The organism is Streptomyces sp. NPDC107522 (assembly GCF_055657525.1).
The window spans coordinates 516,054-530,029 of the sequence record NZ_JBVKAU010000002.1 but is presented as its reverse complement, the minus strand read 5'-3'; the positions used below and the strand labels follow the sequence as shown (position 1 = coordinate 530,029).

General features: G+C 71.5%; 14 protein-coding genes. 5 read left to right on the top strand and 9 right to left on the bottom strand.

Going from position 1 to position 13,976, the window contains the following annotated elements; translation table 11 throughout:
* The first annotated feature begins 63 nt into the window (after positions 1-63).
* The 4 genes from ACZ7L6_RS07690 (at position 64) to ACZ7L6_RS07675 (ending at position 2,051) form a co-directional block, all read left to right on the top strand.
* Positions 64-318 (top strand): hypothetical protein, encoded by a 255-nt coding sequence (locus ACZ7L6_RS07690; protein WP_471921072.1) that lies wholly within the window; start codon positions 64-66, stop codon positions 316-318.
* Positions 318-590, top strand: coding sequence for a hypothetical protein (locus ACZ7L6_RS07685; RefSeq protein ID WP_471921071.1), 273 nt, complete (start codon positions 318-320; stop codon positions 588-590). The genes ACZ7L6_RS07690 and ACZ7L6_RS07685 overlap by 1 nt, the downstream gene beginning before the upstream one ends.
* Before the next feature lie 91 nt (positions 591-681).
* On the top strand, positions 682-1,083 hold the full coding sequence (locus tag ACZ7L6_RS07680) for a hypothetical protein (protein ID WP_471921070.1): 402 nt from the start codon (positions 682-684) through the stop codon (positions 1,081-1,083).
* Between the two features lie 74 nt (positions 1,084-1,157).
* The gene (locus ACZ7L6_RS07675; protein WP_471921069.1) at positions 1,158-2,051 is read left to right on the top strand and encodes a phosphorothioated DNA-binding restriction endonuclease; all 894 of its coding nucleotides are present in this window, start codon (positions 1,158-1,160) and stop codon (positions 2,049-2,051) included.
* A gap of 537 nt (positions 2,052-2,588) precedes the next feature.
* On the opposite strand, the gene ACZ7L6_RS07670 is transcribed toward ACZ7L6_RS07675, so the two are convergent.
* The 9 genes from ACZ7L6_RS07670 to ACZ7L6_RS07630 form a co-directional block, all read right to left on the bottom strand.
* The gene (locus ACZ7L6_RS07670) at positions 2,589-2,918 is read right to left on the bottom strand and encodes a hypothetical protein (RefSeq protein ID WP_471921068.1); all 330 of its coding nucleotides are present in this window, start codon (positions 2,916-2,918) and stop codon (positions 2,589-2,591) included.
* A 195-nt stretch (positions 2,919-3,113) separates the two neighbouring features.
* Positions 3,114-3,839 carry a GntR family transcriptional regulator gene (locus ACZ7L6_RS07665; protein ID WP_471921795.1) on the bottom strand — a complete coding sequence of 242 codons (726 nt, stop codon included), beginning with the start codon at positions 3,837-3,839 and terminating at the stop codon, positions 3,114-3,116.
* A gap of 180 nt (positions 3,840-4,019) precedes the next feature.
* Positions 4,020-5,402: an aldehyde dehydrogenase family protein gene (locus ACZ7L6_RS07660; protein WP_471921067.1), complete on the bottom strand. Its 1,383-nt coding sequence runs from the start codon at positions 5,400-5,402 to the stop codon at positions 4,020-4,022.
* Positions 5,399-6,403: a proline racemase family protein gene (locus tag ACZ7L6_RS07655; RefSeq protein WP_471921066.1), complete on the bottom strand. Its 1,005-nt coding sequence runs from the start codon at positions 6,401-6,403 to the stop codon at positions 5,399-5,401. Before ACZ7L6_RS07655 ends, ACZ7L6_RS07660 begins: the two co-directional genes overlap by 4 nt.
* A 31-nt stretch (positions 6,404-6,434) precedes the next feature.
* Positions 6,435-7,364 (bottom strand): dihydrodipicolinate synthase family protein, encoded by a 930-nt coding sequence (locus ACZ7L6_RS07650; protein WP_471921065.1) that lies wholly within the window; start codon positions 7,362-7,364, stop codon positions 6,435-6,437.
* A 75-nt stretch (positions 7,365-7,439) separates the two neighbouring features.
* Positions 7,440-9,035: an FAD-dependent oxidoreductase gene (locus ACZ7L6_RS07645; RefSeq protein ID WP_471921064.1), complete on the bottom strand. Its 1,596-nt coding sequence runs from the start codon at positions 9,033-9,035 to the stop codon at positions 7,440-7,442.
* Entirely contained in the window at positions 9,016-9,336 is a 321-nt protein-coding gene (locus ACZ7L6_RS07640; protein ID WP_471921063.1) for a (2Fe-2S)-binding protein, read from the bottom strand. Before ACZ7L6_RS07640 ends, ACZ7L6_RS07645 begins: the two co-directional genes overlap by 20 nt.
* Before the next feature lie 45 nt (positions 9,337-9,381).
* A complete protein-coding gene (locus tag ACZ7L6_RS07635; RefSeq protein WP_471921062.1) occupies positions 9,382-10,548 on the bottom strand; it encodes an NAD(P)/FAD-dependent oxidoreductase in 1,167 nt (388 codons plus the stop codon).
* A 127-nt stretch (positions 10,549-10,675) separates the two neighbouring features.
* Complete coding sequence (locus ACZ7L6_RS07630) at positions 10,676-12,046, bottom strand: aminopeptidase P family protein (RefSeq protein ID WP_471921061.1); 1,371 nt, start codon at positions 12,044-12,046, stop codon at positions 10,676-10,678.
* Between the two features lie 178 nt (positions 12,047-12,224).
* Here ACZ7L6_RS07630 and ACZ7L6_RS07625 point away from each other — a divergent pair, with 178 nt between their 5' ends.
* The gene (locus tag ACZ7L6_RS07625) at positions 12,225-13,973 is read left to right on the top strand and encodes an ABC transporter substrate-binding protein (protein ID WP_471921060.1); all 1,749 of its coding nucleotides are present in this window, start codon (positions 12,225-12,227) and stop codon (positions 13,971-13,973) included.
* The last annotated feature ends 3 nt before the right edge of the window (positions 13,974-13,976 follow it).

Genomic DNA, 13,976 nt, shown 5'->3' with positions numbered 1-13,976 from the left:
CCGCTGATTGGCGTGTGGTTGGTGCGGCTGGACTTCTACCGTGGGGGGTGGAGGTGGGACGCCATGGTGTCGTTGCCGGAAGAGCTCCAGGCGCGGGAGGCCGCGGCTCGACAGCGGGTGGAAGAACTCCAGGCCGAAGCTGAGGAGTTGGCCGTCCGGCTGGAGAAGTACCGGGCGGATCTGTCGTGGTTGGAGATCACGCGGGAGACCGTCGCGCAGGTGCTGGCGGAGTTGTCGGCCGCGGAGGTCGCGCAGGAAGGTGACGCGCACGATGTGCCTGAACCCGAGGAAACGCCGAGCCTCACGGGATCGGGGTGATGGCGGTCCCGCCGTGGCGGGAGGGCCTGGTCGCTCAGGTGCTGCCGGACGTGTACCGGGACATCGTGGAGAGCGTCGCTGATGCTCCAGGTCCGGTGCAGGCCAAGCAGATCGTGCCGCGGATCGGGCTGGAGGCCACCATGGCGAAGATCGAGGGGGCCCGGGGGAAGTTGAAGCCTCTGGTGGAGCGGGGCTGGCTGGACGAGGACGCGCCGGGACGGTTCACCCTTGCCCGCCATGACGGGGACGCCGACCGGGTCAACTCGCGGTGACCAAGGGGCTCTTCTCGGTAGATTCGAGGAGGGCCGGTGGCGTAGGGCGAGGCGCACCGGAGACCACACCGGGGACGTCGAAGTGAACCGCGTGGCCGACGGCATCGCTGCCCGAATACGCCGTTGGAAACCCGTGGCAGCCATGGGTGGCCCGGAGTTGGAGGACATGCGCAAGGCTTTCAGCGTGGCCGTCGTCAACATCGCCGACGAGGACTGGCGCACCCTGGCCGCCGAGGTCTCCAGCCGCGACCTGTTCAGCCGCCGGCTGGTCCGTTGGACCCGGCGCCTCGCAGCCGCGACGGTACTACTCGGCACCTGGACCGTGTTGACGACCAAGCCTTTCGCCTGGGTGACGACGACGTACGGGACCGGCATGGCACCCGTGCTTTATGTACTGGCCGCAGCCGTGGCAACCACTCTCGACCCCGCAGCGCATGACCGGGTCATCGGCGCCATCCGCCAAGCCGGAGATATCAAGGCGGAGTCTGGCTGAGGGACGTTTCCCCCAGCGAGGCCCGGTTCTGTGGCCCCGTCCATGCCCGGCAGTCGCCGCTACGATCACTGGCCATGGACTGGCTCGAACGCACCGCGAAGCTGAGGCAGTGGACCAGAAGCGGGACGCGCGCACCGCACAAGCCCCTACTGCTCCTGTACGCCCTCGGCCGGTTCCAGGAGGACGCTGGCAGCGAGCTGCGGTACAGCGCGGTGGAGCAGGATCTACAGCGGCTGCTGACCGAGTACGGCCCGCCCAACAGGACGACGCCCGCCTACCCTTTCCACCACCTGGTCAGCGACGGCGTATGGGAAGTACGTACCGACCGCGGCCCCAGCAGTCCAGGCAGTGCCCTGCGCGACCTCCGGGAATCCGGTGCCACCGGACAACTCGCCCCGGGACTCAGACAAGCCCTGCGGAGCGAACCAGAGCTGCTGCACCGAATAGCGCGATCACTGCTCGACCTGCACTTTCCTCCCTCGCTCCACAGCGACCTGTGTGAAGCCGTCGGTTTGGACTTGGAGACGGCTGAGACCAGCCAGCTCTCGACCGCCCGGAGGCAGCGGGACCGGCGGATGCGCGAGCTGGTGCTGACCGCTTACGAGTACCGGTGCGCCTTCTGCGGTTACGACGGCCGAATCGGCACTGTGCCGGTCGGGTTGGAGGCCGCGCACGTGCGCTGGTGGGCCCTCGACGGACCGGACGACGTCGACAACGGGCTGTGCCTGTGCTCGCTGCACCACAAACTCTTCGACAAGGGCGTTCTCGGGGTCGACGCCGACTACCGCATCCTGGTCTCACAGCGCTTCGTGGGCCACAGCCCCGCATCCCGGGATCACGTCATAGCGCTCGCCGGCCGACCTCTCGTCGGCCCACAGCCAGGTGCCCGCCCTGTCGCCGCCGACCACCGCGCCTGGCACACCAGCCAGGTCTTCCACGGAAGTCCACGCCCTGCCGTGCCCACCTGACGGATCCACTGCCCCAGCTGGTCGGCCGAATGTCAGTGCCCCATGCGACGCTCACGGCATGGACGAGTGGGACCCGGAGAACGCCGATCCGAGCCAGCAAGTAGGAGCACGGCATCACACAGTGCCTACCTTCTATCTCCGCAGGTTCGCCAACTCCCAGAGCCGGTTGGTGGAGCGCGTCGTCCTGGCCCTGAACGCCATGTGCCCTACTGGCATGCAGGGGACGATGCTGCGGTCGTGCTCGGCAAGGTCTTCGCCCTTTCAGCCATCGTCGAGAAGGAAACGGGGCTGACTGCCTACGACTCCAGACGGAACGTCCGCTGGCGGAGATGCAACCGCAAGGCACGATAGGGCTGATGTCGAGGACCAGCGAGGATTTGCGCAGCCGCTACGGTGGTTGATCAACCGTCGACGGAGGCCTGGCGGAGGCCGGTGAGGGCGCCGCGAGGCACACGTGCGCCTGATCGTTCGGCGGACCCGCATCGTGGCCGACTGTCGTCGGCCGAGGTACAGGCTCCAACGATTTCCCGGCTCTGTTCAGTGAGAAGGCGTGAAGTCGGCGGACTGGTCAAGGTGGAACGCGGAGCCCGGAGCCGTCGGTGTCCAGCCCTCACGCAGGGCCACCCGAACGGCCGCGGCAACACCGGAGGGCAGCACAGGTTCGGCCTCGCGACCTATCCAGTTGCTGGGATGCGGCTGGTCGGTGATGACCACAAGCATCGCCCCCGGGGTGCCCGCATGCTCGACCGCGAATGTGCACGGCGACCAGGCCAGGCCCTGGAAGTACGTCGGCCTACGCCGCAGACGCCAGCGGTAGACCGTGCCGTCGACCACGATCCGTCGTGATCCCTTGCGGGCCAGTGCCATGCCCCCTCCTCGACACCAAGGATGCTCGCGAGCCCGACCCCGCCGTCCGTCTCAACTTCCCTCTCATTCAGCCTCGTTCACAGCCGTTCAGACGGGCCGAAAGCTGAAGTCGGTCCTAAGGGCTGTCCATGAACGCAGGTGAACGGCCCTGCACCCATCCCAAACCCCCACCAGCACAGTCGGTGCGGGGCAGGCTCAGCGGGCCGCGCCGAGCTTCCGCCGCGGCGCGCGCCCGGCGGGCTTGTCCTGCTGGTCCTGGCCGCCCTTGGCCCACAGCGAGCGCACATGGCCGAGGTGGCGGGCCATGCACTTCTCGGCGCCCTTGGCGTCACCGGCCACCATCAGGTCGAGGAGTTCGATGTGCTCCTCGGCCGAGGGGATCAGCTGTCCGCGCTCGTCCAGAGCGGTCAGGCCGTACAAGCGCGAACGCTTGCGCAGGTCGCCGACCGTCTCGACGAGGCGGTCGTTGCCGCCGAGGGCGAGCAGGGAGAGATGGAACTGCCGGTCGGCCTCCAGATAGCCGATGAGGTCGTGCTCGCGTGCGGCGCGCACGATCTCCTCGGCGACCGGGCGCAGCGCCTCCAGGTCTTCGCGGGCGGCGCTGCGGGTGATCCGGCCGACCATGGGGACCTCGATCAGGGTGCGGATCTCGGTGTACTGGTCGAGGTCGCGCTCGTTGACCTCGGTGACGCGGAAGCCCTTGTTGCGGACGGGCTCGACGAGGCCCTCGCGGGCCAGGTCGAGCATCGCCTCGCGCACCGGTGTCGCGGAGATACCGAAGTCCTCCGCAAGGCCGGGCGCCGAGTAGACCTCGCCGGGGCGCAGTTCGCCGGAGATCAGCGCGGCGCGCAGGGCATGGGCGACCTGGTCGCGCAGCCGCTCCCTGGTGGTGATGAGGTTGCGCTGCTTGAGGTGGCCCATGGTGGTGGTGTTCCCTTCGTGCCCTGTGCCCTCGTGGCCGAGCGGATCACCAGCGTACAATGTCACGTTGTTTTCGCAGGTGCCCGGGGGTGTGCGGGACCCTGTGAGGCTGCGGGGCCCCCGTGGGGGCCGGGGCTGGTGCCGGGGCTCCGTGGATGTGCCGGGCCGCGTGCCGAGACCCTATGGGTGGGCGGGGACCAGGGTGTAGGTGCGGCCGGAGGTGTAGAACTCCAGGGCGGCGCGGCCCTGTTCCCGTGGACCGTGGCTGGAGGCCTTGGCCCCGCCGAAGGGCAGGTGGAAATCCACCCCGGAGGACGGGGCGTTGACGCGGATCATGCCGGTGTCGAGGTGGTCGAGCCCGTGCAGTGCCGTGTCGAGCGAGGTGGTGTGCACCGAGGTGACCAGGCCGTACGGGACGGAGTTGGTGATCCGGACCGCGTGAGCGAGGTCGTCGGCGGGCAGCAGCGCCGCCAGCGGTCCGAAGACCTCCTCCCGCAGCAGCGGGTCGCCGGGCGGCACCTTCTCGACCAGGGCCGGGGCTGCGTACCAGCCGTCCGCCCGCTCGGGGACGGCGGCGGTCGCGACGATCGACAACCCCTCCCTCGCCTCGATCACCCGGTCACGAGCCCGCTCGTCAATGACCGGTCCGCACACCGTGGCATGGTTGGCGGGGTCGCCCACGGGAAGCGCTCGCAGCGCCTCGGCGAGAGCCTCGCGCAGCGGGTCGAGGGCCGCGCCGACCGCGATCACGCGGCTGGTGGCCGTGCACTTCTGGCCCGCGTATCCGGCGATCGCGGTGGCGATGTGCGCGGCGGCCCGCGGGATGTCCGCGTCGGGCAGGACGATCGCCGCGTTCAGCCCGCCCATCTCGGCCTGTACGGGGATGCCCCGCGCGGTGGCGGCGCGGACGACCGCCTGGCCCACGACGCTGGAGCCGGTGAAGGAGACCACGTCGGCGGCGGAGAGTACGGCGTTGCCCTCGGTGGCCCCGCCGGGCAGCACCGTGAAGACCCCGGCGGGCACGGCCCGCTGAACGATCTCGGCCAGGCGCAGGGCGCACGCGGTCGCCTCCGGTGCCGGCTTCAGCACGACCGTGTTGCCCGTCGCGAGCGCCGGGGCCGCCTTCCAGCTCGGGATCGCGAAGGGGAAGTTCCACGGGGTGATGAGGGCCGCGACTCCGTGCGGGCGGCGCCGGCTCAGGAGGAGCCCCGCACCGTCGGCCGCCTCGTGGACGGAACCGGTGGACTCGAAGGGGGCCTGGGCGTAGTACCGCCAGATGGCGGCGGTGCGGGCCACTTCGGCGCGTGCCTCGGTGACCGGCTTGCCCACCTCCCGTACGGCGAGGGCTGCCAGTTCGTCCGCGGCGGAGTCGATGGCGGCGGCGACGGCGACGAGCGCGGCCGAGCGTGCGTTCGCGCCGCCCAGCAGCCAGCCGGGCTGGGCGTCGCGGGCGCGCTCGACGACGGCGACGGCGGCGAAGGCCCCGGGGGCGGGGACCTGCACCAGGACGTCGGAGGGATCGGCCGGGTTGCGGGAGACGACCGGGGCGAGGGCGGTGGTCACAGGAGGAAGCCTCCGGGGAAGGGGTCGTCCGGGTCGAGGAAGTACTGGGCGGTGCCGGTGATCCAGGCACGTCCCGTGATGCTGGGAACGACGGCGGGCACCCCGCCGACCTCGGTCTCGGCCACGAGCCGACCGGTGAACTCGGTGCCGATGAAGGACTCGTTGACGAAGTCCTCGTGCAGCGGCAGCGCGCCGCGGGCGTGCAGCTGCGCCATCCGCGCCGAGGTGCCGGTGCCGCACGGGGAGCGGTCGAACCAGCCCGGGTGGATGGCCATGGCGTGGCGTGAGCGGTGGGCGTCGGAGCCGGGCGCGGCGAGGTAAACGTGCTTGAGCCCGGCGATCTCGGGCTGCAGCGGATGGACGGGGCGGTCCGGGGAGGCGTTGATCGCGTCCATGACGGCGAGCCCGGCCGCGAGCAGGTCGTCCTTGCGGGACCGGTCGAACGGCAGCCCCAGCGCGTCGAGTTCGACGAAGGCGTAGAAGTTCCCGCCGAAGGCGAGGTCGTACGTCACCGTCCCGTACCCCGGCACGTCCACCTTGCGCTCGAGGCCCACGCAAAAGGCGGGGACGTTGGTGAACGTGACCGCTTTCGCCGCCCCGTCCTCGACGTGTACGTCGACGGAGACGAGCCCGGCGGGGGTGTCGAGGCGGATGGTGGTGACCGGTTCGGTGACCGGGACCATGCCGGTCTCGACGAGGACGGTGGCCACGCCGATGGTGCCGTGCCCGCACATCGGGAGCAGGCCGGACACCTCGATGTACAGCACGCCGACATCGGCGTCCGGGCGGGTGGGCGGCTGGAGGATGGCGCCGCTCATGGAGGCGTGGCCGCGCGGCTCGTACATCAGGAGCGTGCGCAGGTGGTCCAGGTGCTCGATGAAGTGGAGCCTGCGCTCGGCCATCGTGGCGCCGGGGATCACCCCGACACCGCCGGTGATCACGCGCGTGGGCATGCCCTCGGTGTGGGAGTCGACGGCGTGGAAGACATGACGGGTACGCAACGAACGTCCCTTCCTGTGAGCCGGCTTGCGGTCAGTGGTGGCCCTCGGCGACTGCCTTCTCGGTCGCCGCGCGCACCGCGGCGGCGGTCGCGGCGGGCAGCGGCATGCGCGGCGGGCGGGTGAGGCCGCCCCGGCGGCCGACGAGGTCCATGGACAGCTTGATGGACTGCACGAACTCGGTCTTGGAGTCCCAGCGCAGCAGCGGGTGCAGCGACCTGTACAGCGGCAGTGCCGTGCCGAGGTCCCCGGCGACGGCGGCGCGGTACAGCTCGGCGCAGGTGGCGGGGAAGGCGTTCGGGTAGCCGGCGATCCAGCCGACCGCCCCGGCGAGGGCCAGCTCCAGCAGGACGTCGTCCGCGCCGATCAACAGGTCGAGGTCCGGGGCGAGTTCGGCGATCTCGTAGGCCCTGCGCACATCGCCGGTGAACTCCTTGACGGCCACGATGCTGCCGTCGCCGTGGAGCGCGGCGAGGAGGGCGGGGGTGAGGTCGACCTTGGTGTCGATGGGGTTGTTGTAGCCCACGACGGGCAGTCCGACCCGGGCGACCTCCGCGTAGTGGGCGCGTACCGCCTCCTCGTCGGCTCGGTAGGCGTTCGGCGGGAGCAGCAGAACGCTGCCGCAGCCCTCCTCGGCGGCCTGTTCGGCCCAGCGGCGGGACTCGGCGCTGCCGTAGGCGGCGACCCCGGGCATCACGCGCGCCCCGTTGCCCGCGGCCTCGACGGCGGTACGCACCACGCGGGCGCGCTCCTCGTCGGTGAGGGTCTGGTACTCGCCCAGTGAGCCATTTGGTACGACGCCGTCGCAGCCGTTGTCGATGAGCCAACGGACATGCTCGGCGTAGGCGTCGTGGTCGACGGAAAGGTCGTCGCGCAGGGGGAGCGCGGTGGCGACCATGATGCCGCGCCAGGGGCGGGTGGCGGTCCAGGTGGCGCGGGCGGTGCCGGCGGTGGTGGCGTTCATGAAGCAACTCCTTGTGTGATGTGTGACATTTTATTGTGGTGTGAGTGGTGCCGACAACAGTGCGGGGCGCCGTGGCTAATCGCCGTGGGGGTGCGGGGGTGGCTGCGAGTGCGGGTCGGTCGTGGCTGGTCGCGCAGTTCCCCGCGCCCCTTGGTCGGACCGGGTACCCGGCGCCTCGGAGGTGCCCTGAGCTGTCGGGTCGAGTGCCCCCAGCACCCCGAGGGGCACGGGCACCGCGAGTGGCCGGCGTTCGGCGGACGGCGGCACGGATGCGGCGCCCGGTCCGGCCGCGAGGCAGGCCACGGCCGCTCCGCACATCCGCCCCTGGCACCAGCCCATGCCCGCGCGGGTGAGGAGCTTGACGGTGCGCGCGTCGCGGGCGCCGTAGTCGGCGACCACCTCACGGACGGCGCCGGCGGTCACCTCCTCGCAGCGGCACACGTCCGTCGAGTCGTCGAGCCACTGCACCCAGCCCGGACCCGGGGCGTGCGCCGCGGCCATGGCGTCGGCGAAGGCCCGCATCCGGTCGCGGCGGCGCTGCAGCTCGCGCACACGTGCGCTGCGGGTGAGCGCGGACTGCCCGGACACCCGGGCGGCGGCCGCGATGCCCGCGATCTCGCCTTCCGCGCGGGCGAGTTGAGCGCCGCCGATGCCGCCGGTCTCGCCCGCCGCCCAGAGGCCGGGGAGCGAGGTTTCCTGCAGGCCGTCCAGTTCGAGGGCGCACGTTCCGTCCTGGGTGCGCCGGGTCGCGCAGCCCAGGCTCGTGGCCAGTTCGATCTGCGGGACGAGACCGTGCCCGACCGCCAGCGCGTCGCAGGCGATCCGGCGGCCCGTCCCCCGTACGGGCCGCCAGTCGCGGTCCACCCGGGAGACGGTGACCGCCTCCACCCGGTCCATGCCGTGGACCCGGGTCACCGCGCTGCGAGTGCGCAGGCGTACGCCGTGCCGCAGCAGCGCCGCGCCATGGACCAGAGCCTCCGCCAGCTTGTGCGAGTTGGCGGCGAGGACGCCCGGGCGGCGTGCGTACCCGAGATAGCCGGACGCCTCCACCACCGCGGGGACCCGGGCCCCGGCCGCGGCGAGCGACGAGGCGACGGCGAGCAGCAGCGGGCCGCTGCCCGCCACGACGACGCGCCGGCCAGGCAGGACGAGACCCGCCTTCAGCATCGCCTGCGCTCCCCCGGCGCCCACGACGCCCGGCAGCGTCCAGCCGGGGAAGGGAAGCTGGCGTTCGTACGCGCCCGTCGCGAGCAGGACCGTACGGGCGCGCACCCGGACCGGGCGCTCCCCGCAGCCGTCCGCGCCGGTGACCGCGTGCACGTCCCACTCGGCCTCCCCTTCACTCCCCCGCGCCACGGTCCACACGTGGTGCCCGGCGAGGTGGACGACGCCACTGTCCTCCAGGCGCCGGCGCAGGTCGGCGAAGGCGGACCAGTCGTGGTGCAGGGCCTCGGGGCGCACCGCGCCGAGGGCCGGGGCGGGGGTGCGGTAGAACTGGCCGCCGATCTGGTCGGCAGTGTCCAACAGGGCGACGGACAGCCCCAGTTCGGAGGCGGTGACGGCGCCCGCCAGGCCCGCGCAGCCCGCGCCGATCACTGCGAGGTCGTACGGTTCCCGGTAGGCGTGGTCGGTCGCGTCGTCGGTCGCCTCGTCAGACGGCGAGTTCGGCATGACCGTGTCCTTCCTGGGTGGTGATCGTGTCGCCGGGGCGGGCGGGCACCAGACAGGCTCGCCTGTTGGGCCGGCCGTTGATCGTGGCGAGGCAGTCGTAGCACTGGCCGATGCCGCAGAAGGCTCCGCGCGCACGACCGCCGCGGCGAGTCGTGCGCCAGGCGAGGATGCCGGCCGACCACAGGACGGCGGCGACGGACTGTCCGGGCAGCGCGGTCAGTGTGCGCCCGTCGAAGGTGATCTCGAACGGGGCCTCGGGCGTCGCGCCGACGAGTTCGGCGGGGCTGCGGTCACGCGCCATGGCGCGGCTCCTTCCAGGGTGAGCGGATGCGGCGGCGGGTCGGCTTCATCGCGCACCGCCGAACCGGTCCGGCCTGAACGGCTCTACGTCCAACGGGAGTTTCTCCCCGGTCACCAGCCCAGCGATGATCACGCCGGTCGCCGGCGCGAGTCCGATGCCCGCGCCCTCGTGGCCGCAGGCGTGCAGCAGTCCGGGAACGCGCGGGTCCGGTCCGATCGCGGGCAGGTGGTCTGGCAGATACGGGCGGAATCCGGCGTAGGTGCGGATCGCCCGCACCCCGGCGAGCACCGGGAACAGGCGTGTGGCCTGGGCCGCGAGGCGGCGCAGCACCTCCACCGACAGCGTGCGGTCGAAGCCGACGCGCTCCCGGCTCGCGCCGATCAGGACCGGGCCTGCCGGGGTGCCCTCGACGACGGCGGAGGTCTGCAGCGCCGCCGAGCCGCTGGCGACATCGGCGACGTAGTCGGCCGCGTACACCTTGCGCCGCACCACGCGCGGCAGCGGTTCGGTGACGAGCACGAAGCCGCGCCGGGGCAGCACCGGCAGGTCCACGCCCGCGAGCCGGGCCAGCTCACCGCCCCAGGTCCCGGCCGCGTTCACGACATACGGCGCATGTACCTCACCTGTCGCCGTCCGTACGCCCCGCACCTCGCCGTGGGCGCCGGTCAGGACGCCGGTGACCTCCTCACCGAGCCGCAACCGCACCCGGTCCGAGGCCTGTTCGCCCGCGGCCCGCAGCAGATGCGCCGCCGCCAGGGCGGGCTGCACCTGAGCGTCCTGCGGATAGTGGAAGCCACCCGCCAGGTCCGGGGCGAGGTGGGGCTCCAGATCGCGGAGCCGGTCACCCGCGATTTCCTGGGTCGAGACACCCACCCGCGCCTGGCGCGCGGCGAAGTCCCGCAGGGCGGCCATTCCCGCCTCGTCGGAGGCGACGACCAGGCCGCCCTTCGCCTCGTACTCGATGTGGGGCGGCAGCACTTCGGACAGTTCGCGCCACAACCGCGTGGACAGCAGGGCCAGGTCGAGTTCGGGGCCAGGCTCCTTGTCGGAGACCAGCAGATTGCCCTCGCCGGCTCCCGTGGTCCCGCCGGCGACGGGGCCACGGTCGATCACAATGACGCGGAGGCCGGACCGGGCGGCGTAGTAGGCGCAGGCGGCGCCGACCACGCCCGCTCCGACGATGATGAGATCGGGAGAGCTTCTCGTGGGCACGTCAGTAATATTTCACATTGCACTGGCCGTTGCCAAGAGGCTCACCGTCGAGCCACCAACAGGCTCAGCCGTCGAGGGGCTTTCGTCGAGGCACCAAGAGCCTCAGCCGTCTCGTCGCCGAGAGGTCTCAGCCGTCGATCAGCGCCCCCATCCACGCCTCGATCGCGCCCGATGTCCGCGGCAGAGCCCCCGACATCAGCCGCGCCCCGTCCGCGGTGATGACCAGGTCGTCCTCGATGCGCACGCCGATTCCGCGCAGTTCGGCCGGGAGGGTCTCGTCGTCCGGCTGAAGGTAGAGGCCGGGCTCGACCGTCAGCACCTGCCCCTCCTCCAGCACCCCGTCCGGATAGGCCGCCGTCCGCGCCTGCGCGCAGTCGTGGAGGTCGATCCCGAGCATGTGCCCGCTGCCGCACAGGGTGTAGCGGCGATGCAGCTCCCCCTCCGGACTCTTGAGCACGCCCCACTCCGTGAGTCCCTCCGCGATCACCCGCATCGCGGCGCGGTGGAAGTCGCGGAAGGCCGCACCGGGCCTGAGCGCCGCGATCCCCGCGTCCTGGGCGGCGAGCACGAGGTCGTACACCTGCCGCTGCACGGACGAGAACCGCCTGGAGAGCGGGAGGGTGCGCGTGATGTCGGCGGTGTAGAGGCTGTCCGTCTCCACGCCCGCGTCCAGCAGCAGCAACTCCCCTGCATCCAGGGGACCGTCGTTGCGGATCCAGTGCAGGACGCAGGCGTGGGCGCCGGATGCGGCGATGGTCTCGTAGCCGGTGCCGTTGCCCTCGGCGCGGGCGCGCAGGCCGAAGACGCCCTCGATCCAGCGCTCGCCGCGCGGGTGGGCGAGCGCGCGCGGCAGGGCGCGCACGACGTCCTCGAAACCGGTGACGGTGTGGTCCACGGCCAGCTGCAGCTGACCCACCTCCCAGGCGTCCTTGACGAGTCTCAACTCGCTGAGCGCCGAGGCGAGTTCGGCGTCGTCCGTGGCGTCGCGGCCCGGCGGCACCCGCCCGTACGCGTCGAGGTGGACGCAGCGGATCCCGGTGATGCGCTCGGCCTCCGCGAGGTCGGGGCGCCGGCCGACCCAGAACTCGCCGTAGCGCCGGTCCCGGTAGAAGCCGCTGTCGGTGCGCGGCGAGCGGGGCCGGATGTACAGCACGGCCTCGTGCCGGTGGGGCCCGTCCGGCTCCAGGACCAGGACGTGCCCGGCCTGCTCCTCGCCGGTCAGGCCGGTGAGCCAGGCGTACGCGCTGTGCGGCCGGAAGCGGTAGTCGCAGTCGTTCGTACGGACCTTCAGCTCCCCCGCGGGGATGATCAGCCGCTCACCGGGGAAGCGGGCGGACAGCCGGGCGCGGCGGGCGGGGGTGAGGTCGGCGACGGCCGGCCGGATGTCCGCGGGCAGGGGGGTCGCCGCCCAGTCACTCGCCATGAACCCCTCGAACTCCGTGGACACGGGCACGTCATGACTGAGCGTGCGGGGTACGGCGGGCGCGGATTCCTTCATGCTGTCTCCTCCATCTCGGTCTGCCCGTGCCCCACCCGGCCGCAGGCGAGCACTTGGACACGGCTGGATAAAGGAGCGGGCGCCACCTTGCGCAGTACAATTTCACATTACTATGTTACGGGTCACATATCAGCCTGAGGCTGCCTGAGGCTGTCCGACTGTTCACGGAGTGACCACGATGAACAAGCGCACCTGTATCTCCCTCGCCACCGCACTGGTGGCGACCCTCGCCCTGGGCGCGGCCGGCTGCTCCGGCGGCACGCACTCCACGGACGGCGAAGGCCGTGGCAAGAACCCCGCCCTGGTCAACCAGGGCGCCGTCGTCGGCGGCACTCCGAAGAAGGGCGGCACCCTGACCGTCCTGTCCAACCAGGACTTCACCCACCTCGACCCCGCCCGCAACTGGGTCATGAGCGACATGGAGTTCGGCACCCGGCTGCTCTACCGCACCCTGGTGACCTACAAGGCGGCCCCCGGCACGGGGGGCAGCGAGCTGGTCCCCGACCTGGCCACCGACCTGGGCACGTCCTCCAACGGCGCCAAGACCTGGACCTTCCACCTGAAGAAGGGCATCAGATACGAGGACGGCACGCCCGTCACCGCGCAGGACGTGAAGTACAACGTCGAGCGGTCCTTCTCGCCCGACCTGCCGGGCGGCGCCGACTACGCGGCCCGCTACCTCGCCGGCGCCCAGGGCTACCAGGGGCCGGCGCAGGGCAAGCACCTGGACTCCATCAAGACGCCGGACGACCACACGATCGTCTTCGAACTGCGCAAGCCCTTCGCCGAGTTCCCCAACGCGACCGTCATGCCGACCTTCGCGCCCGTGCCGAAGTCCCAGGACAAGGGGCCCCGGTACGACAACCGGCCGTTCTCCTCGGGCCCCTACAAGATCCAGTCGTACGACCGCGACAAGCAGCTCGTCCTGGTCCGCAACCCGCACTGGGACCCCAAGACCGACCAGGTCCGCAAGGCGTATCCGGACAAGCTGGTCGTGGTGATGGGCCTGAAGGGCAACCAGATCGACGACCGGCTCATCGCGAGCCAGGGCCCGGACGCCTCCGCCGTCTCCTGGGGGGCGCTGCGGCCGGAGAGCGCGGCCAAGGTGCTGCCCAACGCCGAGGTCCGAAAGCGGCTGCTCGCGGAGTCGACCAACTGCACGGACATGGTGCAGATGCACACGGGCCGCGCCCCGTTCAACGACGCCAGGATCCGCCGGGCGGTGCAGTACGCCCTCGACAGGGACGCCGTCCTGACCGCGTCCGGCGGGCCCGCCTTCAACGACCTGTCCACCGCGTACATGCCCGCCACGCTCTTCGACGGCAAGCAGCCCGACCTTCTGAAGATCCCCGCCACGGGCGATGCGGCCAAGGCCAAGGAACTGCTCAAGAAGGCGGGCAAGCCGAACGGCTTCTCCACCGAGATCACCGTCTCCACCGGTGACAAGGGGCGCGCCGAGGCGATCCAGCAGTCCCTCGCCAAGGTCGGCATCAAGGTCACCATCGACACAGTCGACCCGTCCGCGTTCTACGCCACCATCGGCGACACCACGCAGCGCACCGACCTCGTCTACACGGGCTGGTGCCCGGACTACCCCTCCGGCTCGACCTTCCTGCCCTTCGTCTTCGACGGCCGCTACATCAAGGAGAAGGGCAACTCCGGCAACCACTCCCTCTTCCGCGACGAGGCGACCATGCAGCGGATGGACGAGATCGCCGCGCTGACCGACGCCAACACGGCGAACAAGGCCTGGCAGGAGCTGGACGGCGAGATCCTCAAGAAGGCACCGGCCGTCCCGGTCCTCGTGCGCCGCTGGCCGCTGGTGCTCGGCACCAACATCGCGGGCGCGTACGGACAGACCTCGTTCGGCGGACAGCTCGACTACGCCTCCGTCGGCCTCAAGGACCCCTCCAAGAGCGGTGAGTAGTCA

Coding starts and splice junctions, on each gene's coding strand:
- ACZ7L6_RS07630 (WP_471921061.1), bottom strand. CDS start 12,046: ATGAAGGAATCCGCGCCCGCCGTACCCCGCACGCTCAGTCATGACGTG.
- ACZ7L6_RS07625 (WP_471921060.1), top strand. CDS start 12,225: ATGAACAAGCGCACCTGTATCTCCCTCGCCACCGCACTGGTGGCGACC.
- ACZ7L6_RS07675 (WP_471921069.1), top strand. CDS start 1,158: ATGGACTGGCTCGAACGCACCGCGAAGCTGAGGCAGTGGACCAGAAGC.
- ACZ7L6_RS07645 (WP_471921064.1), bottom strand. CDS start 9,035: ATGCCGAACTCGCCGTCTGACGAGGCGACCGACGACGCGACCGACCAC.
- ACZ7L6_RS07650 (WP_471921065.1), bottom strand. CDS start 7,364: ATGAACGCCACCACCGCCGGCACCGCCCGCGCCACCTGGACCGCCACC.
- ACZ7L6_RS07690 (WP_471921072.1), top strand. CDS start 64: ATGGTGTCGTTGCCGGAAGAGCTCCAGGCGCGGGAGGCCGCGGCTCGA.
- ACZ7L6_RS07670 (WP_471921068.1), bottom strand. CDS start 2,918: ATGGCACTGGCCCGCAAGGGATCACGACGGATCGTGGTCGACGGCACG.
- ACZ7L6_RS07640 (WP_471921063.1), bottom strand. CDS start 9,336: ATGGCGCGTGACCGCAGCCCCGCCGAACTCGTCGGCGCGACGCCCGAG.
- ACZ7L6_RS07685 (WP_471921071.1), top strand. CDS start 318: ATGGCGGTCCCGCCGTGGCGGGAGGGCCTGGTCGCTCAGGTGCTGCCG.
- ACZ7L6_RS07665 (WP_471921795.1), bottom strand. CDS start 3,839: ATGGGCCACCTCAAGCAGCGCAACCTCATCACCACCAGGGAGCGGCTG.